At 61.4% G+C, this 18350-nt stretch carries 17 protein-coding genes; 8 read left to right on the forward strand and 9 right to left on the reverse strand.

The features are described 5' to 3' along the window. Positions 1-28: 28 nt before the first annotated feature. Together ACJ8J4_RS11545 and ACJ8J4_RS11550 are read right to left on the reverse strand one after the other, a co-directional pair. Positions 29-880: a DMT family transporter gene (locus ACJ8J4_RS11545; protein ID WP_025301968.1), complete on the reverse strand. Its 852-nt coding sequence runs from the start codon at positions 878-880 to the stop codon at positions 29-31. A gap of 243 nt (positions 881-1123) precedes the next feature. After that, positions 1124-1414, reverse strand: a complete 291-nt coding sequence (locus ACJ8J4_RS11550; protein WP_127146440.1) for a hypothetical protein — start codon at positions 1412-1414, stop codon at positions 1124-1126. Positions 1415-1478: 64 nt separating this feature from the next. Between ACJ8J4_RS11550 and ACJ8J4_RS11555 the strand changes: the two genes are divergently transcribed. The 3 genes from ACJ8J4_RS11555 to ACJ8J4_RS11565 are packed head-to-tail and all read left to right on the forward strand — an operon-like array spanning position 1479 to position 4172. Further along, positions 1479-2195: an ABC transporter ATP-binding protein gene (locus ACJ8J4_RS11555; protein WP_049203840.1), complete on the forward strand. Its 717-nt coding sequence runs from the start codon at positions 1479-1481 to the stop codon at positions 2193-2195. A 16-nt stretch (positions 2196-2211) separates the two neighbouring features. Further along, positions 2212-3168: an ABC transporter substrate-binding protein gene (locus ACJ8J4_RS11560; protein WP_049295211.1), complete on the forward strand. Its 957-nt coding sequence runs from the start codon at positions 2212-2214 to the stop codon at positions 3166-3168. Continuing rightward, positions 3165-4172: a FecCD family ABC transporter permease gene (locus ACJ8J4_RS11565; RefSeq protein WP_025301971.1), complete on the forward strand. Its 1008-nt coding sequence runs from the start codon at positions 3165-3167 to the stop codon at positions 4170-4172. Before ACJ8J4_RS11560 ends, ACJ8J4_RS11565 begins: the two co-directional genes overlap by 4 nt. A 13-nt stretch (positions 4173-4185) precedes the next feature. On the opposite strand, the gene ACJ8J4_RS11570 is transcribed toward ACJ8J4_RS11565, so the two are convergent. The 5 genes from ACJ8J4_RS11570 to ACJ8J4_RS11590 all read right to left on the reverse strand — a co-directional run bounded on the left by ACJ8J4_RS11570 (position 4186) and on the right by ACJ8J4_RS11590 (position 9195). Beyond that, a complete protein-coding gene (locus tag ACJ8J4_RS11570; protein WP_025301972.1) occupies positions 4186-5709 on the reverse strand; it encodes a flavodoxin domain-containing protein in 1524 nt (507 codons plus the stop codon). Between the two features lie 5 nt (positions 5710-5714). Beyond that, on the reverse strand, positions 5715-6140 hold the full coding sequence (locus tag ACJ8J4_RS11575; RefSeq protein WP_023447580.1) for a PAS domain-containing protein: 426 nt from the start codon (positions 6138-6140) through the stop codon (positions 5715-5717). Between the two features lie 228 nt (positions 6141-6368). After that, positions 6369-8075, reverse strand: a complete 1707-nt coding sequence (gene dld, locus ACJ8J4_RS11580; protein ID WP_025301973.1) for a D-lactate dehydrogenase — start codon at positions 8073-8075, stop codon at positions 6369-6371. Between the two features lie 125 nt (positions 8076-8200). Then, the gene (gene map / locus ACJ8J4_RS11585; protein ID WP_261424224.1) at positions 8201-8995 is read right to left on the reverse strand and encodes a type I methionyl aminopeptidase; all 795 of its coding nucleotides are present in this window, start codon (positions 8993-8995) and stop codon (positions 8201-8203) included. Continuing rightward, positions 8992-9195 (reverse strand): ParD-like family protein, encoded by a 204-nt coding sequence (locus ACJ8J4_RS11590; RefSeq protein ID WP_006324220.1) that lies wholly within the window; start codon positions 9193-9195, stop codon positions 8992-8994. The genes map and ACJ8J4_RS11590 overlap by 4 nt, the downstream gene beginning before the upstream one ends. 169 nt (positions 9196-9364) lie before the next feature. Here ACJ8J4_RS11590 and ddlA point away from each other — a divergent pair, with 169 nt between their 5' ends. Further along, the gene (gene ddlA, locus ACJ8J4_RS11595) at positions 9365-10468 is read left to right on the forward strand and encodes a D-alanine--D-alanine ligase (RefSeq protein WP_015377061.1); all 1104 of its coding nucleotides are present in this window, start codon (positions 9365-9367) and stop codon (positions 10466-10468) included. 34 nt (positions 10469-10502) lie between these two features. Here the strand turns inward: ddlA and ACJ8J4_RS11600 are convergent, their stop codons facing one another. Together ACJ8J4_RS11600 and ACJ8J4_RS11605 are read right to left on the reverse strand one after the other, a co-directional pair. Next, complete coding sequence (locus ACJ8J4_RS11600) at positions 10503-11282, reverse strand: ABC transporter substrate-binding protein (protein WP_197835246.1); 780 nt, start codon at positions 11280-11282, stop codon at positions 10503-10505. 34 nt (positions 11283-11316) lie between these two features. After that, positions 11317-12471, reverse strand: coding sequence for a pyridoxal phosphate-dependent aminotransferase (locus ACJ8J4_RS11605; RefSeq protein ID WP_122004570.1), 1155 nt, complete (start codon positions 12469-12471; stop codon positions 11317-11319). Between the two features lie 118 nt (positions 12472-12589). On the opposite strand from ACJ8J4_RS11605, the gene ACJ8J4_RS11610 reads away from it, so the two are divergent. The 4 genes from ACJ8J4_RS11610 to ACJ8J4_RS11625 all read left to right on the forward strand — a co-directional run bounded on the left by ACJ8J4_RS11610 (position 12590) and on the right by ACJ8J4_RS11625 (position 18283). Then, complete coding sequence (locus ACJ8J4_RS11610) at positions 12590-13510, forward strand: LysR substrate-binding domain-containing protein (protein WP_060432645.1); 921 nt, start codon at positions 12590-12592, stop codon at positions 13508-13510. Positions 13511-13622: 112 nt separating this feature from the next. Beyond that, on the forward strand, positions 13623-15920 hold the full coding sequence (gene bglX, locus ACJ8J4_RS11615) for a beta-glucosidase BglX (RefSeq protein ID WP_193402678.1): 2298 nt from the start codon (positions 13623-13625) through the stop codon (positions 15918-15920). A gap of 75 nt (positions 15921-15995) precedes the next feature. After that, positions 15996-16919: a DUF7916 family protein gene (locus ACJ8J4_RS11620; RefSeq protein WP_033633822.1), complete on the forward strand. Its 924-nt coding sequence runs from the start codon at positions 15996-15998 to the stop codon at positions 16917-16919. Positions 16920-17890: 971 nt separating this feature from the next. Continuing rightward, positions 17891-18283: a hypothetical protein gene (locus ACJ8J4_RS11625; protein WP_197835250.1), complete on the forward strand. Its 393-nt coding sequence runs from the start codon at positions 17891-17893 to the stop codon at positions 18281-18283. The last annotated feature ends 67 nt before the right edge of the window (positions 18284-18350 follow it).

Below are 18350 nucleotides of genomic sequence, written 5' to 3' on the forward strand. Positions count from 1 at the left end.
CGGTGGAACGGCGCGGGGACTTTTGCTTTTATGCGCGGCGGAAAACCAGCATCACGCCGAGCACGATGCCCGCCATGCCCAGCAGGCTCAGCGCGGCTAGCGCGTGGCCGAGCAGCAGGTAATCCAGCAGGGCGGTCACCGCCGGGATCAGGTAGAACAGGCTGGTCACCTGCACCAGATTGCCGCGCTGGATAAGGCGATACAGCAAGAACGTCGCCAGCACCGAGATCACCACCGCCATCCACAGCAGCGGCAGCACGAACGCCGGCCGCCATTCGACCCGCAGCGGCTCAAACGGCAGTGCCAGCGTACACATCAATAATCCGACGGCATACTGCAGCGGCAAGACCGCCAGCGGCGGCTGCGTCATGCCTTTTTGCAGCAGGGTGCCGGCGGTCATGCAGCCCAGCGCGATAAAGGCGAACAGCATGCCGCTCAGCGAGAAGTGGGCCACCATCAGGCTTTGGTACACCACCAGCGTCAGCCCGACCATCGCCAGCGCCAGGCCGAGTGCCCGCAGCCCGGTGCAACGCCGCTCGGTGATGAACTGGGTGAGGATCGGCTGTACGCCGAGCAGCGTCGCCAGCACGCCGGGCGTAATACCTTGTTCCAGCGCCAGCAGATAGCAGATTTGATAGCTGCCGATCATCAGCACGCCGATCAGCACGACGCGCCAGCGGGTGCCGGGGGCGGGGAGACACTGGCGCTGCCACAGGCCGATGACCAACAGCACCGCCAGCGCGATGGCGCAGCGGAAGAACAGAAAAGCGAAGGCGGAGGCGTGCTCCAACCCCCAACGGGAGAAGATCGCGCCGCTGCTCCAAAGCAGGACGAACAGCGTAGCCAGGCCGGCATTGGCCCAGAGAGAAGGTAATCGCATATCAATTTCACCTGTCGTGAAAATTACAGGCTCCGGCGCGCGCGGCGGTCTACGCCTGAACGCAACAGATCAATAAGCCGGAGGTAAAAGTCGGTGTGGCTTAGCGCACAACCACAATGCGTGGCGGGTAAGCGGCAACCGCTGAAACGACAGAGGAAACGGCGGGTGGGGCAGAGGAAGCACACAGCAAAACGACGGCCGGAGCGGTCGTAAGAGTCGGATCTGTGCTGTGCGCCAACGGAGTCATAGGGGTTCCTGCAAACCGGAAATAAAACTAATCGCTTCAAACATAACCAAGTTCAGCGGTGCGTGCAATCGGAAATCACAATGATTCAAATGATAATGAAAATCATTATCATTAATTAAAAGGTGTGCTATGTTGCTTTTGCCGCGCAGTGTTGACGCAGGGGCGCGGCTTGCTCCCAGTCTCGCGGCACGCAGCGCGTGCGGCAAAAGAGGTTGCGATTCGCTTTTGCAGAAGGCGCGGAATCGTGGTAAAAATATTGATATGTTATAATATAACAATTGACGCATAATGAATTCAGTTCACGACATCCTCCGCGTTGATGGCGTTAGCCTGACCGGCCACGGCGGGGCATTGATACTCGACAACATCCATTTCGCGCTCCGTTCCAGTGAAAAGCTGGCGGTGATCGGCCCTAACGGCAGCGGCAAGTCCAGCCTGTTGCGTGCCCTGATCGGCGAAACGCGGCCGGACAGCGGCGGCATTTACTGGCGAGGGCGCGCCTTGTCCGAGTGGCCGGCGGCGGAACGCGCCAGAAGCATCGCCTTTCTGGCACAAAACGATCTGCCGGATTTGCGGCTGTCGGTTGAGGACTACGTGGCGTTGGGCCGTTTACCGCATGGCGAACGCTCTGCGACGGGAAAGCGCATTGTTGACGAGGCCATCGGGGAAACCGGGCTGGCGCCGCTCAGGCACCGCCCGTTGGGGCGGCTCTCGGGCGGTCAGCGTCAGCGTGCTGCACTGGCCCGGGCGTTGGCGCAGTCTCCCGATCTGTTGTTGCTGGATGAACCGACCAATCACCTCGATCCGCCCGGGCGCTCGGCGCTGCTGTCGTTAGTGAAAAATAAAGACATTGCCGTGATTGCAGTGCTGCACGATTTGCCCGTGGCAGAGGCGTTTGCCGATCGGATCCTGGTGCTCAACGAAAGCCGCCAGGTAGCCTGTGGTACGCCCGAGGCGGTGTTGCAGACCCCGGTGATTTTGCCGGTGTTCGGCATGAACAGTTTCAAGGTGGCGCACCCCGTCAGCGGGAAAACGCTGCGTATTTTTGACGTTCCCCATTGCGCTTGATAAACCAGAGAGAAACATGAACACACGCGTATTCCCCCTGCTCCTGCTGCTGGCCGGCGGGGCGGCGGCGGCCGAAAAATTTCCCGTCACCGTAGAAAGCTGCGGTACGCCGGTCACCTTCAACCAGGCGCCGCAACGCGCCGTCATCAACGACATCAATATGGCCGAGATGGCCTTTGCGCTCCATTTGCAGGATCGCATTGTCGGGCTGACCGGCATCACCGGCTGGTACAAACTGACGCCCGACTTCAAGGCCGCGATGGGCGCCATTCCCGAACTGGCGCCGAAATATCCTGCTCTGGAAACGCTGCTGGCAGCGCAGCCGGATTTCTTCTTCGCCGGCTGGAATTACGGCATGAAGATCGGCGGTGACGTCACACCGGAGACGCTCGCCCCGTTCGGCATCAAAACGCTGGTGCTGAGCGAGAGCTGCGTACAGGCCGGCGGGCGGCCGCAAAAGGCCGATATGAACCTGCTGTATGACGATGAGCTGAAGCTCGGCAAGATTTTCGGCAAGCAGCAAGAGGCCACCGCGCTGGTTGCGGGCTGGCAGCGCCGGTTGGCTGCGCTTCCCGCCAGGCCGGCGGGCCAGCCGCCGCTTAAAGTGTTCGTCTATGACTCGGGGGAGGAGAAGCCTTTCACCAGCGGCAGATACGCTATGCCGACGGCGATCGTCGAAGCGGCGGGCGGCCGCAACGTGATGGACGATTTGCCGGCGAGCTGGACGACGGCGTCCTGGGAAGCGGTGGCGGCGGCCGAGCCCGACTTCATTATTCTGCTGGATTACCAGACCGGGTCGGGCGCCGATACGCTGCGGCGCTTCCTCGAGTCTCACCCGTTGATGAAATTGACCCCCGCCGTACGGCACCACCGTTATCTGAAACTGCAGTATGCGGAGCTGACGCCGGGGCCGGCCAACATCGGCGCGGTGGAAAAGCTGGCGCGGGCGCTGTACGCGCCGGAGGCTGAATGAATTCGCCGACCCGGCGGTTTATGCTGCTCGCACCGCTGGCGCTGTCAGTGTTGTGCGGGCTAATGATCTGGAGCCTGCAGCTGGGCAGCGTCGCGTTGTCATGGCGACAGGCGTTTGCGGCGTTAGGGCTCGGTTCGGCGCCGCTTTCCGGCATGCTGGACACCATCGTCGTGCAACTGCGGGTGCCCAGGGCCTTGTTAGCGGCGTTAACCGGCGCCGGGCTGGCGATGACCGGCGCGCTGCTGCAGACCACCACCCGCAATGAGCTGGCCGATCCTTTTTTGTTTGGGCTCTCCTCCGGCGCCTCCGCCGGCGCGGTGCTGGTCATCACGCGCTTTGGCGATGCGCTGGGCGCGCTGACGTTGCCGCTGTCCGCTTTCGTGGGCGGCATTCTGTCCGCGATGGCGGTGATGATCCTGTTTCGCGTCAGCCGGGTCAGGCGCGCCGAGCAGCTGATCGTCTGCGGGCTGGCGGTCTCGTTTTTGTTCAGCGCGCTCACCAGCTACCTGGTGTTTTCCGGCGATCAGCGGGCGGCCGGTTCGGTGCTGTTCTGGTCGCTGGGCGGGCTGGGGTTGGCGCGTTGGGATAATCTGTTCATTCCGCTGGCGAGTTTTGTGCTGCTGGCCGGGTTTACGGCGCTGCGTTGGCGGGCGCTGGATGCGCTGCTGGCGGGCGAGCAAACCGCCCATTCGATGGGGGTCAATGTGGCGCGCCTGCGCACCGAGACCTTTCTGTGTTGCGCACTGTCCACGGCGTTTCTCGTTTCGTTGACGGGCGTGATTGGGTTTGTCGGGCTGATGGTGCCTTATCTGGCTCGGCGCCTGGTGGGCGTGCGCCATCGCTTGTCCGTACCGATGTGCGGCCTGCTGGGGGCGATGCTGCTGACCGGCGGCGACATGCTCAGCCGCAGCCTGATCCCCCATCAGGAGCTGCCCATCGGCATCATTACGGCGGGGCTGGGGGGCGCGTTCATCGTCTCCTTGCTGCTGCGCGCGGAGCGGTGAACACCGCCCTGTCTCAATAGAGTTCCAGGTGCAGGCGCTGCTGCTCGATCAGCGTCTGCCACAGGTTTTCCGCCCCGCAGGCTTGCTCCAGCGCCGTCGCCACGGCATGTTCCAGATACTGACGATTGCCGCACAGGTAGACATGCGCGCCCCGCTGCAGCAGGCCGCTGACGACATCGGCGCGATCGTCGATGGCGTGTTGCACGTAATACTTGTCGGCGGCGTCGCGCGAGAATGCCGTGATGAGCCGTGTGAGTACGCCCGTCGCGTTCAGCGTGACCAACTCCTCGCCATACAGGAAGTCTTCATCGCGCCTTTTCTCACCGAAGATCAGGACGGTTTCACGCCGTTCGCCCTGGGCGGCCATTTCGCGCAGTAATCCAATCAACGGTGCGATGCCGGTACCGGTACCGATAAGCAGCACCGGCAAGGCGGTGTCGCGCGGCAGGTAAAAGCCGGGGTTGGCGCGGCAGAAAAGACGGAAAGGACCGGGATGCTTGAGCAGCCAGCCGGTTGCCGTGCCGCGCCGCGTGCGGCCGCCGCGTTCATAACGCACGTCGCGAACGCACAGATCGAGGCTCTCTTCCCGTGTTGCCGAAGCGATGGAGTAGGCGCGCGGTAGGCAAACGGGCAGCAGCGCCAACAGGTTCTCCAGCGTGATCGCGTGCGGCGGGCAAAAATCGTGCAGCACGTCCAGCAGATCGGCGCCGTACAGATAACTCTCCAGGGCTTTGCGCTGACGGATCTTCAGCAGGCCTTTGAGCTCTTCGCTGTCGGCCAACTGCGCCAGTTCGCGCAGCGTCGTTTTGCTGAGCTGGCGCAGCTCCCGGCGCCGCAGCGCGTCGACGGCCTCCGGCCTGCCGAGCCAGTCTGCCAGCCGGGACAATAATCCTTCGTCGTTCTCCGGCAACAGATAGACGGTATCTCCCGCCCGGTAAACGATGCCGCTTCCGGCGATATTCAGCCGCAGATGCCAGGCTTGCGGCGTGCGAGCGCTGAGCGGCCGTCGTTCGAGGAGGGCGGCGCTGAACGCATGGTCTTCACCGTAGGCGGTCACGCGCAGATGCAAGTCGCGACCCGCCTGGGCATCGCCGGCCAGCACCTTACCCAGCGTCGTCAGCCAGGTGGTGAAGAACGGTTCGAAGTTAACGTCGGCGTCGACGCGATTGACGATGGCGCGGGCGCCGTATTGCGTCAGGCGCGCATCCAGCGCCTGCGTGAAGCCGCAGAAATGCGGGTACGCGGTGTCGCCGAGACCAAAGATGGCGTAGCGCAACCGGGGGGGATCCGGCCATTGCGCCAGCGCGTCGGAAAAACGCTCGGCGTTGGCGGGCGGTTCGCCGTCGCCAAATGAGCTCGAGACGATCAACAGGATGTCACGCTCGCCCACATCAGCGGGCTGGATGGCGTTGAGTTCTTTAACCATGGGGCGGTAGGGTTGCAGGCTGCTTTGCTCGCCCAGGCGCATCGCCAGCGCCCGGGCGTTGCCCGACTCCGAACCGTAACCAATCAGGATGCGTTCGATGATGTCGGCCATAGCGGTTACTTGTCGTAGTGGTTGTCGAACTGTTCTTTGGCGAATTCCACCGATTCGAAGTCGGTCATCAGATCGTTGATCACGCGGCGGATGCTGATATAGGCCTCGATATTGCCCTGGGCGTCATACAGCGGCTGCACCGTGGTGTCGACCACGTACAGCACGCCGCCCTTGCCGACGTTCGGAATGATGCCGGTCCAGATACCGCCCGCCTTGATGGTGTCCCACATCGCTTTGTAAACGGCTTTCGGCACGGAAGGGTGGCGCACGATGCTGTGGGGCTGGCCCACCAGCTCTTCCCGGGAAAAACCGGTCAGCTGACAGAACAGGTCATTGACGTAGGTGATGGTGCCCTGCAGATCGGTGGTGGAGATCACCATCACTTTATCGAGCGCGGCCAGCAGCTGGGCGGAATCGAGGGTTTGACTCATGGTAGGTTCCTTCTCATTAACTTCGCGGTGAATGCCACGGCGGATGTCATGTATCCGTCATGACAGCTTTGTAATTAATTCTCATTTGCGATGATGGGGTGAATGGTAATCGGGAATTTTATAAGTTGCAATAAAAATGCATCTTTAAAGGCGCAGAAAGATCGCGATGAGGCAGGTAGGGCAGAGGAGGCCCGCGCCGGGTGCGGCGGCGGGCCGATCGTGAGGCGTTTAGCGGGGGTCTTCGGCCCAGCCTTTGCGTTTGCTGGTTTTGCCGATGCCAGGGTTGAAGCTGTTGGTTGGATCGGCGGTGCGGTAGAACGTTTGCAGATCCGGTTTGGCGTGGTACAGGTGGCCAACGTTATGCTCCGCCGGGTACTCGGCGCCGCGCCGGTTGAGGATCTCGAGCATCTTTTCTTTCAGCGCATGGCTGTCCACGCCTTTTTTCACCACGTAGTCCTGATGGAAGACATGGCACATAAAGTGGCCGTAATACAGCTTATGCACCAGCTGGCTGTCGATTTCCGGCGGCAGCGTTTCAAACCAGTCGGTGTCGTTGCGGCGCAGGGCGATATCCAGCGCCAGAATATCCTCCACCTTGTCGGCGTGCACCGCGTGGTAGCGCACGGCGGCACCGGCGGCGGCGAAGCGGTGCAGGAAGGCCTTTTTGCCTTCGTCAGGCGTGCAGGCGAAGAAGGCGCCTTCGGCCTGGGCGAAATAGTCGGTCAGATAGCGCTGTGCTTCGTCTACGCCGGGGCCGGCCATCTTCAGCAGCAGGTGGTGTTCGAAACGTTCGCGGTATTCCTTCATGCGCTTCGGCAGGTGGCTCGGTGCCAGATGGCTCAGGCCCTGCATCAGCCGATCGGTCAGGTTGTGCGGCAGCAGCGGCAGCTTGTTGAGGCTGGCATCCATGCGGCCTTTCAGGGTGAAGAAGCGCGGCATCTGATCGGTGCCGAGCTTGTCGATCATCATGAAGGTGTCTTTGCCGTACACCTCGGCGATGTCGAAGATATCGCGGTGCATGTATTCACCGGCCACCGGCAGGTTTTCGAATTTGCTCAGCATGTGGCGGCGCAGTTCGGTCAGCACCGCGGTGTGGTTGGTGCCGATATAGAACACCTGCTCTTTGCCTTCTTTCTCGAAGGTGTCGAGCCGCACCGCGAACACCGCCAGCTTGCCGGCGCAGCCGGAAGCTTCGTACAGGCGGCGTTTGTCGGCGTTGAAGCGGGAAGGGGTGTCGGCATCGACGTCGCGCACCCGGCTGGCGTATTCGTTATCCGAGGCGCGCAACTCGCCGTACTCGACGTCTGTCGGGCGATAGTCGCCTTTTTCTAACCGGGTGAGGATCTCTTCCGGCGTGTCGCCAAGCCGGATGCCCAGATGGTTCACCAGGCGCAGCTGGCCGTCTTCCCCTAACTGGGCGTACAGCGCCATTTCGGTATAGGCCGGGCCGCGTTTCACCAGCGAGCCGCCGGAGTTGTTGCATACGCCGCCGATCACCGAGGCGCCGATGCAGGAGGAGCCGATCACCGAATGCGGTTCGCGGCCGTAGGGTTTGAGCAATTTCTCGAGGTGGTGCAGGGTGCTGCCGGGGAAGCCGACCACCTGCTTGCCGTTGTCCAGCACCTGAATATGATCGAGGCGCAGAGTGCTGACGATGACGATGTCGCGGTCATAGTCGTTGCCGCTGGGGGTTGACCCTTCGGTCAGGCCGGTATTGGCGGCCTGCATAATGACGATTTTGTCAGCAGCCACGCAGGCCTGCAAAATGCGCCACAGCTGCAGCAGGCTAGTGGGAAACACCACCGCCAGCGCCTGGCCTTCGCCGGAGCGGAACCCCTTGCGATACCGCTCGGTGTTGCGATCGCCGGTCAACAGTTGCGGGCCGCCGACGATGTCTTTGAGCTGATTGATAAACGTCTGATTGCCTGACTGCATACTGCCTGTCTCCCTGTCATCTCCGTCGCTTTAACCGCGGCGCCGGAGTGCCGCACATAAGCTAAGAGGTTATCAAGTGAATAACTTATTAAGCTATCAGCTTGTTAAGCTAATGGCTTGCGTATTTAGTAGCGTTCGGCGTAGCTGGCGCGGCGCTCTTCGTCGCGCAGCGTCAGAATCTCCACGCCGTCGGCGGTGACCGCCACGGTATGTTCCCACTGCGCCGACAGTTTTTTGTCGCGCGTCACCACGGTCCAGCCGTCCTTCTTCTGCTTGATGCGGCGGTCGCCCTGGTTGATCATCGGCTCGATGGTGAACACCATGCCCTCTTGCAGCACCAGACCGCTGCCGGGTTGACCGTAGTGCAATACCGCCGGCTCTTCGTGCATGTCGCGGCCGATGCCGTGGCCGCAATACTCCCGCACGATGCTGTAGCCGGCCTGCTCGGCATGCCGCTGGATGGCGTGGCCGATATCACCCAGGGTGGCGCCCGGTTTCACCGCGCGAATGCCCTGCCACATCGATTCATAGACGTTGTTCACCAGCCGTTTGGCCAGCGGCGTCGCCTGGCCGATGCAGTACATCTTGCTGGAGTCGGCGATATAGCCGCCGTTTTCTAGCGTGATGTCCACGTTGACAATCATACCGGAACGCAGGATTTTGCTGGCCGACGGCACCCCGTGGCACACCACATCGTCGATTGAGGTGTTGAGCACATAGGGGAAATCATACTGCCCCTTGCTGGCCGGGCGCGATTTCAGTTCTTCGACGATAAACGCCTCGGCGCGGTCGTTGATCTCCATGGTGGAGATGCCTTCGACGATGACCTCATCGAGCATAGCAAACACTTTGGCCAGCAGAGCGCCGGAATGGCGCATTTTGGCAATCTCTTCCGGCGTTTTAATCACAATCTCTTTCACCCGACAATCTCCTTCAGCGTCAGCGCGTTATCTTTCATCATTTTTTTTACCAGTTGCGGGTAAGTCAGTTCCGGATGGAACTCCGCCAGCATGCCAATCTTGATCCAGTACTCAGCCTGCGCGTTGATCGAACGCGTCATGGTCAGGCTGGCGAGGCGCAGATCGTCATGCAGCGCGTCCGAAATTTTTACGATGCCCATCGGCGTCTCCATAAGTAAGCAATATATGAAGTGTATACGTTTAGGATGGTCGCGATGTGGCATTCCGTGGCGTAAGAAGATTCTGGCAACAACGATTGCCGCCGCCAGGCAATGCGTTTATTGTGATGAACGACTTTTTTGCCATGATTTTTTCAGAAGGATTTAAGGCGTGACTAAACTACGTGTTGGGGTGATTTTTGGCGGTAAATCGGCGGAGCATGAGGTGTCGCTGCAGTCGGCCAAAAACATTGTGGATGCAATCGACAAAGAGAAGTTTGACGTCACGCTGCTGGGGATCGACAAACAGGGGCAGTGGCACATCAACGACGCCTCCAACTACCTGCTCAACGCCGAGAACCCGGCGCTGATCGCGCTGAACCGCTCGAACAAGAACGTGGCGCTGATCCCGGGCCAGGAAAAACAGCAGCTGATCGAAGCGGGCAGCGCCGGTGCGCTGGGCCAGCTCGACGTCATTTTCCCGATCGTACACGGCACGCTGGGGGAAGACGGCTCGCTGCAGGGGCTGCTGCGCATGGCCAATATGCCGTTCGTCGGCGCCGGCGTGCTCGGCTCGGCGGTCAGCATGGATAAAGACGTGACCAAGCGCCTGCTGCGCGACGCCGGGCTGGCGGTGGCGCCTTTCGTCACCCTGACCCGCGCCAACCGCGCCGGGTTCACGTTTGAGCAACTGAGCGAGCGCCTAGGCCTGCCGCTGTTCGTCAAGCCGGCCAACCAGGGCTCGTCGGTCGGGGTCAGCAAGGTGGAAAACCGCGCCGAGTTTGACGCGGCGGTGGCACTGGCCTTCAGCTTCGATCACAAAGTGCTGGTGGAGTCGGCGATCGTCGGCCGCGAGATCGAGTGCGCGGTGCTGGGGAACGACGATCCGCAGGCCAGCGTGTGTGGCGAGATCGTGCTGAGCGACGCTTTCTACTCCTACGACACCAAATACATCAATGAGCAGGGTGCTCAGGTGGTGGTGCCGGCGGCGATCGCGCCGGAAGTGAGCGACCACATCCGTGAGGTGGCGCTGAAGGCGTTCCGCGCGCTGGAGTGCTTCGGGCTGGCGCGGGTGGATGTGTTCCTGACGCCGGATAACCAGGTGGTGATCAACGAGATCAACACGCTGCCGGGCTTCACCAACATCAGCATGTATCCCAAGCTGTGGGCCGCGAGTGGCGTCAGCTACCAGGCGCTGATCACGCGCCTGATCGAATTGGCGCTGGAGCGCCACCAGCAGGATCGCGCGCTGAACAGTTCGGTGTTCGATCGCTAAACGCGGCAGGGGGCGGCGGTGCCGCCCCCGTCCATCACTTCACCGTCACGTCGATATCGCCGAAATACTTCTTCGACAGCGCCGTCACCGTGCCTTGCTGTTTCACTTTGGCGATGGCGGCATCCAGTTTCTTCTTCAGCGCCTCATCCCCTTTACGCAGGCCGAAGGCAATGCCTTCACCGAGGATCTTGTCGTCGCGCACCGCCTCGCCGACGAAGGCGAAGCCCTTGCCGTCCGGCTGCGACAGGAAGCCGCTTTGCCCCGACGGTGCCATCACCAGCGTGGCGTCGAGCCGACCGGCCGCCAGGTCAAGGTAAACCTGATTCTGATCCTGATAAGACACCACGTCCACGCCCGCCGGCGCCCAATGGGTTTTGGCGTAAATCTCCTGAATCGAGCCTTGCAGCACGCCCACGTGTTTGCCCGCCAGCGCTTTGGCGTCCGGCTGCAGGCCGCTGTCGGCCTTGGCGATCAGGCGGTTCGGCACCTGATAGATGGCGTCGGTAAAGGCGATCGCCTGGCGCCGCTGTTCGGTCACGTTCATCGCCGAGTTGATGGCGTCGAACTTGCGCGCCTGCAGCGCCGGGATCAGGCTGTCGAACGAGGTTTCCACCCAGCTGCATTGCAACTGCGCGGCGGCGCACACCGCGTCGCCCAGCTCGATGTCGAACCCTTCCAGTTTGCCGCTGGCGGATTTGGATTCGAACGGCGGATACAGCGCTTCCAGGCCGAAACGCAGGCTGTTTTCCGCCGCCAGAGAAGAGCCGGCGGCCAGCAGGCATCCGGCGGCGAACAGCGTTTTCAAAGCTTTCATAGGCAGTGCCCCTTTCCCATGGTCGGACAAAAAATTACACCTGGCTCAGGCGGCGCGCGCCTTCCAGCAGGGTCTCGTTATCTTTGGAAAAACTCAGCCGAATAAGGCCGGTATCGGTGCCGTCGCTGTAGAACGCCGACAGCGGGATCGTCGCTACCTTCGCTTCGCGGATCAAGCGCACGGCGAAATCATTGTCGCTTTCGTGGCTGAAGCCGCTAAAGCGGGCCAGCATGAAGAAGCTGCCGCGGCTGGGCAGCAGCTCAAAGCGCGAATCCTGCAGGGCGCTGGCCAGCAGATCGCGCTTTTGTTGGTAAAACGCCGCCAGCCCCAGGTAGCTCTGCGGATTGGCGAGCGCGGCGGCGAAGGCGTACTGCATCGGCGTATCGGCGGAGAACACCATGAACTGGTGCACCTTGCGGATCTCGTCCATCAACGCCGCCGGCGCCAGGCAATAGCCAACGCGCCAGCCGGTGACGTGGTAGGTTTTGCCGAACGACGAGACGATCACGCTGCGTTCCGCCAGCTGCGGATAGCGCGCCATGCTGTGGTGAATATCGCCGTCGAACACCACATGCTCGTAGACCTCGTCGGACAAGATCACGATATCGGTGTCGCGGGTCAGGGCGGTCAGGCGGTCGATATCCTGCGCGTCGAACACCGCGCCGGTCGGGTTGTGCGGCGTGTTGACGATGATCATGCGCGTTTTGCCGTTGATGGCGGCGGCCACTTCGTCCCAGTCGACGCGAAAGTCCTGCAGCGACAGTTTGATCGCCACCGGCGTGGCGCCCTGCAGGCGCACGATCGGCGCATAGCTGTCGAACGCCGGTTCGAAATAGATCACCTCGTCGCCGGGATGCACCAGCGCGCTGATCGCCGAGTACAGCCCTTCGCTGGCGCTGGCGATCACCGTGATTTCTTCGTCGGCGTCATAGCGCGCGCCATACAATCGTTCAGCTTTTTCCGCCAGAGCAGCACGTAATGCCGCCACGCCGCTCATCGGCGCGTATTGGTTATGACCTGCGCGCATGGCTTGTGCCGTTGCCTCGATCAGCTGCGGGTCTCCGGCGAAATTGGGCGCGCCCTGCGACAGGTTGAGGGCCTGATGTTCGGCGCTGAGTTGGCCAATGACGGTGAAGATGGTGGTGCCGACGTCCGGCAGCTTCGAGCGGGGTGAGCAGGCGCTCTGCATGATGGGCTCCAGGCAAACAGGGAAGTGTTGAACGATTAAGCATCAGCCGGCGTAGGCGGACAAGGGAAAGTTTGTCATACTTGCCATGCACTACGATCATACCTAATCGAGGCACGCTATGCCGATATCCCTGCCGTCGCTCGACGTGTTGAAAACCTTTGTGGTGGTGGCGCAACGCCTCAACTTTACCCATGCCGCCCGGCAGCTGCACCTGACGCAGGGGGCGGTCAGCCGGCAAATTCTCGGGCTGGAACAGCGTCTGGGCTATCCGCTGTTCAGCCGTCAGGCGCGCGGTTTGGCGCTGACGCCGCAGGGCGCGCAGCTGCTGGCGCCGGTGCAGCAAGCGCTGGGGCAGTTGGATGAAGCCCTGACGCGGGCCGCCGCCCCGCCAGGGGCGCTGCGCATCAAATGCCCGACCTGCGCCATGCGTTGGGTGCTGCCGCGCATTATTCGCCTGCAAAATGAACGGCCGGACATGCATATCGAGCTGACCGCTTCGGTGTCGCACGGCCTGGATTTCAGTACCGAGCAGTTTGACGCCGCGGTGGTATTCGGCCGGCCGCCGGGTAAAAAGCTGACCGCGCACCTGCTGTTCGATGAAATCCTCACGCCGGTCTGCACGCCGACATTTCTGCCGCCGACGCCTCGGCTGACGGACTTGACGGACAAAACCCTGCTGCACCCGACGCGCGATCGGCGCGACTGGCTGCGCTGGCTGAAGGCAGCGGGCGCCGATGCGTTGCCGTCCGGCAAGGCCCAGCATTTTGATACCCTCGATCTGGCGATGAGCGCCGCGCTGCAGGGGTTTGGCATCGCCATCGGCGATCTGTGCCTGCTGGAGGAGGATATTCAGGCGCAGCGTATCGTGACGCCGTTCCCGCTCTGCGTCAGCAGCGGCGCGGCCTATTATTTGGTCTATCCTGAACGCACGGTGGCGCCGCCGACGTTAACCGCGCTGGTCGATTTTCTGGCGGCGGAGGCCGCCGACAGCCGCGCCCGGCTACAGAATTACCTGCCGATGACCTGTAATGCTTTGTAAACATTAGCGATGCGAATTCCCTTGGCGATGAAACAGAGTGTGGCAAACTGTTTCTTCACTCCGATTAAACCCCGCGGCTTTAGCGGCGGAAACACGCCTGAGATAAAACAAGATGAAATGGCTTTGTGTGGTGAGTATGTTGTCCGGTCTGGCCCTCAGTCCGGCTTTTGCGCAGGAAACGCCGATAAGGCAGGGCATTCACGCCCAGCAGCGCGACGCCTTCGTGTCCAATTTGATGAAGCAGATGACGCTGGAAGAGAAGATCGGCCAGCTGCGGCTGATCAGCGTCGGGCCGGATAACCCGAAAGAAGCGATCCGCGAGGGGATCCGCAAAGGGCAGATCGGCGCCATCTTCAATACCGTCACCCGGCCGGATATCCGGGTGATGCAAGATCAGGCGATGCAGCTCAGCCGCCTGAAAATCCCATTGTTCTTCGCCTATGACGTGGTGCACGGTCAGCGCACCGTGTTCCCGATCAGCCTGGGGCTGGCGGCCAGCTTCGATCTGGAAGCCATCGCGCTCAGCGCCAGGGTCGCGGCACAAGAGGCCAGCGACGACGGCCTGAACATGACTTTCGCGCCGATGGTCGATATCACCCGCGATCCGCGCTGGGGCCGGGTCTCCGAAGGCTTCGGCGAAGACACCTGGCTGGTCTCGAAAATCGCCAAGGTGATGGTCGACGGTTTCCAGAACGGCGATCCGGCCAAACCCGGTTCGGTGATGGCCAGCGTCAAGCACTTTGCATTGTACGGCGCCGTCGAAGGCGGCCGCGATTACAACACCGTCGACATGAGCCCGCTGCGCATGCATCAGGACTATCTGCCGCCTTACAAAGCGGCGGTGGACGCCGGCAGCGGCGGGGTGATGGTGTCGCTCAACTCGGTGAACGGCGTGCCGGCCACCGCCAACCCGTGGCTGCTGAAAGATCTGCTGCGCGAGCAGTGGGGCTTTAAAGGCATCACCATCAGCGACCACGGCGCGATTAAGGAACTGATTAAGCACGGCGTGGCCGCCGACGCGCGCGACGCGGTACGCCTGGCGATCACCTCCGGCGTCGACATGAGCATGAGCGACGAGTTCTACGACAAATACCTGCCGGGCTTGGTGAAAGACGGACTGGTGTCTGAAAGCGATATCGACCGCGCCTGCCGCGACGTGCTGAACACCAAATACGACATGGGGCTGTTCACCAATCCTTACGTGCATCTGGGCCCGGCGGGTTCCGATCCGCAGGACACCAACGCCGAAAGCCGCCTGCACCGCGCCGAAGCTCGGGTGGTGGCGCGCAAGACGATGGTGCTGCTGAAGAACGATAAGCAGACGCTGCCGCTGAGCAAGCAGGCGACCATCGCGCTGGTCGGGCCGATGGCCGACAGCCAGCGTGACGTGATGGGCAGTTGGTCGGCCGCCGGGGTGGTCAAGCAGTCGGTCACCCTGCGTGAGGGGTTGGAGCGGGCGGTGGGCGACAAGGCGCGCATTCTGTACGCCAAGGGCGCCAACGTCACGCAGGATAAAGGCATCATCGACTATTTGAACGAGTATGAGCCGGCGGTGGCGTTCGATACCCGTTCGCCGCAGCAAATGATCGACGAAGCGGTACAGGCGGCGAACAAGGCCGACGTGGTGGTGGCGGTGGTGGGGGAATCGCAGGGTATGGCGCACGAGGCCTCCAGCCGCGCCGACATCACGATCCCGCAGAGCCAGCGCGATCTGATTGCCGCGCTGAAAGCCACCGGCAAGCCGCTGGTGCTGGTGCTGATGAACGGCCGGCCGCTGGCGCTGAGCTGGGAGAGCGAGCAGGCGGACGCGATGCTGGAAACCTGGTACAGCGGCACCGAGGGCGGCAACGCGGTGGCGGACGTGCTGTTCGGCGATTACAACCCGTCGGGCAAGCTGCCGATGACCTTCCCGCGCTCGGTCGGCCAGATCCCAATGTACTACAACCACCTGAACACCGGCCGGCCGTTCGGCAAGGAGAATCCGGGCAAGTACACCTCGCGCTACTTCGATTCGCCGAACGGCCCGCTGTATCCGTTCGGCTACGGCCTGAGCTACACCACCTTCAGCCTGTCGGACCTGAAATTGTCCAGCCCGACGATGGCGCGCAACGGCAAGTTAACCGCCAGCGTCACGCTGAAGAATACCGGCAAGTACGACGGCGCCACGGTGGTGCAGCTGTATCTGCAGGACGTGACCGCCTCGGTCAGCCGCCCGGTGAAAGAGCTGCGCAACTTCAAGAAAGTGACGCTGAAGGCCGGTCAGTCGCAGCAGGTTGAGCTGCCGATTAGCGAAGACGATCTGAAGTTCTACAACGCCAGCCTGAAATGGGGGGCGGAGCCGGGCAAATTCAACGTGTTCGTCGGCCTGGATTCCGACAACGTGCAGGCGCAAAGTTTTACGCTGAAGTAACCTTTTCCCCCTCTTTCACTGCGGTGGGAGAGGGGGCATCCATCCCTTTCCGCTAACGTCACCGGAGCTTGCCTCATGAAACGCTATCTGGACTGCAGCGCCAGCGATCTGGCCGATATCGGCAAAGCCGATCTGCTCTATGCCATCCGCGCCAGCGAAGGGCGCATCTTGGTCAGCGAAACCATCGCGGTCACTCAGCCGCTGCTCAATAACGTCACCAACGCCGAACTGGCGGCCAGCCAGGGCGCCGACCTGCTGCTGTTGAACCTGTTCGACGTCGATCGTCCGCATATCGCGGGCCTGCCCGCCGACGTGCCGCCGCAGGAGGCGCTGCGCACGCTGCAGCGCCTGACCGGGCGGGTGATCGGGGTGAACCTGGAGGCCGTCGATCCGGCTTTCGCCACCGAACATAACGACTTCTGGCAGATGACGGCGGGCCGCGCCGCCACCGCCGAGAATGCCCGCAAGCTGTATCAGCTCGGCGCGCGCATGCTGGTGCTGACCGGCAACCCGAACAACGGCGTCAGCAATCAGGCGATCGCCGCCGCGCTGAAAGCGATTCGCGATGAAGTGGGCGACGAGATGGTGCTGGTGACCGGCAAGATGCACGGCGCCGGCATTGTGCGCGAAAGCGGCAGCCAGCTGATCGGCGAGCAGGACATCGCGCTGTTTGTGGAAAACGGTGCCGACATCGTGCTGTTGCCGGCGCCGGGCACCATTCCCGGCATGTCGCAGGAAAAAGTGGCGGCGCTGATCGCCTATGCCCAGCGGCAGGGAGCGCTGGCGATGACGGCGATCGGCACCTCGCAAGAGGGGGCCGACGTGCAGACCGTGCGGCAGATTGCGCTGATGAGCAAAATGGCCGGCGCGGACCTGCACCATATCGGCGATACCGGCTATCTGGGGCTGGCGCTGCCGGAAAACATCTTCGCCTACAGCGTGGCGATTCGCGGCGTGCGCCATACCTACAGCCGCATGGCGCGTTCGGTGAACCGCTAAGCCTGGGTTTTTTGCGCCGTCACGATGCTGTAGTAGCCGAGCGACGGCAGTAATTGAGCAGGCCCGACGCCGACGTCGAGCAGTTGGTCGGCGATATCCAGCGCCGAGCGAGGGGGGGCAGCGCGGCCAAACGCTGGCCGATCCCACGCTCAGGCTGGGTATGGCGTGGGTAAAACGCCGCATTCTGTCGGCGTCGAGCGTATGCGCTTCGAACAGCTCCTGCTCGTCGTAGATCGGCGAGGTATTTTTTCTGATGGCGTTTTCCAGGTTTTTCAGCGAGAAAATTTCGCTGTTTTCAATCATCAAATCCCAAAAATAACCGAAGTAATGCGGGTTGTTTTTTAACAAAAAGGTTTCCGCTTCCGGCTAGAGAGAGAATGTATCGCCGTCTCTGGCGATCAATTTCAATGCCAATAGCGCCATGGCCAACGTTTCCGCTGGGCGTCTTTCCAGATTGGCCTGAGTGCATATATTGGCCAGGCTGCGGGGGGCTGAGCAATAAACTCAAAGATGCCCAAGCGGTGCGCAATAAGCACCGCCGGATAAAGATATAAATTCATCGTGATATCGAGAAGGGTTTTATCGTCGCATTGCGGCGGCCGGACGGAAGGGTTCAAGCGAATCCCCTTCCACTATGGCATGGCGCGTCTTAACAGGCTATGCCACGCCGGGGCGGGTTGGCAAAGTGCGGAACGTGATTGACCGCGGGCCAACGATTTCGTTACGAATAATTCCATGATGAGACTATTTTAAATTTGAATTGAGCGCGGTCAATGTCGAACGTAAAAAACTGACGCCGGGAGGAGGCAATAACCCCACCATGCGTTTTTATTTTATTAGGCGCTAACTTAACCACAGTTATTAACGCGTTAGTGTTGTGTTAATCTAGGCCGCCGTTATATCGTAGCGGTATTCACATTTTTTTGTGAATAATTAAAAATTAACTACTTCATTATTAAAACGAGATAACAATGAAAAAGAGCATTCTGACCGGCATGATTGCCGCGACTCTGGGCCTGTTTAACACCGCCAATGCCGAAGGGATGGATCCTGCCGCGTTGAAGAACGTCTATGACATCACGCGTAATACCGCCGGGCTGATGTCCTACTGCGTCGATAAAGGTTTCCTGAAAGCGGAGAGCATCGACAATGCCAAGAAAATGGTGGCCTACGTGGCGGCTATTCCGGGCGGCGTTGATACCCGCGACGGCGACAAGCGTGAAGCGATGGGGCGTGAAGGCAATGTGCTGAACGACGACGGCAAAGTGGTCGCGTTGGAGAAGGAAGCACCGCAGGGGCTGCAGGCGTGGTGCCAGCAGGCTGACGAAGGGACCCGCCAGGGCCTGACGTCTATCGGCCAATAAGCGCTTTTCACGCGCTCGTTCTGGTGCTCAGGATCTGCCGGCGTTCCGGCGGATCCGTTTCTTTCCC

This window comes from Serratia sp. CY47280 (genome assembly GCF_052168655.1).
Lineage (GTDB): Bacteria > Pseudomonadota > Gammaproteobacteria > Enterobacterales > Enterobacteriaceae > Serratia > Serratia bockelmannii.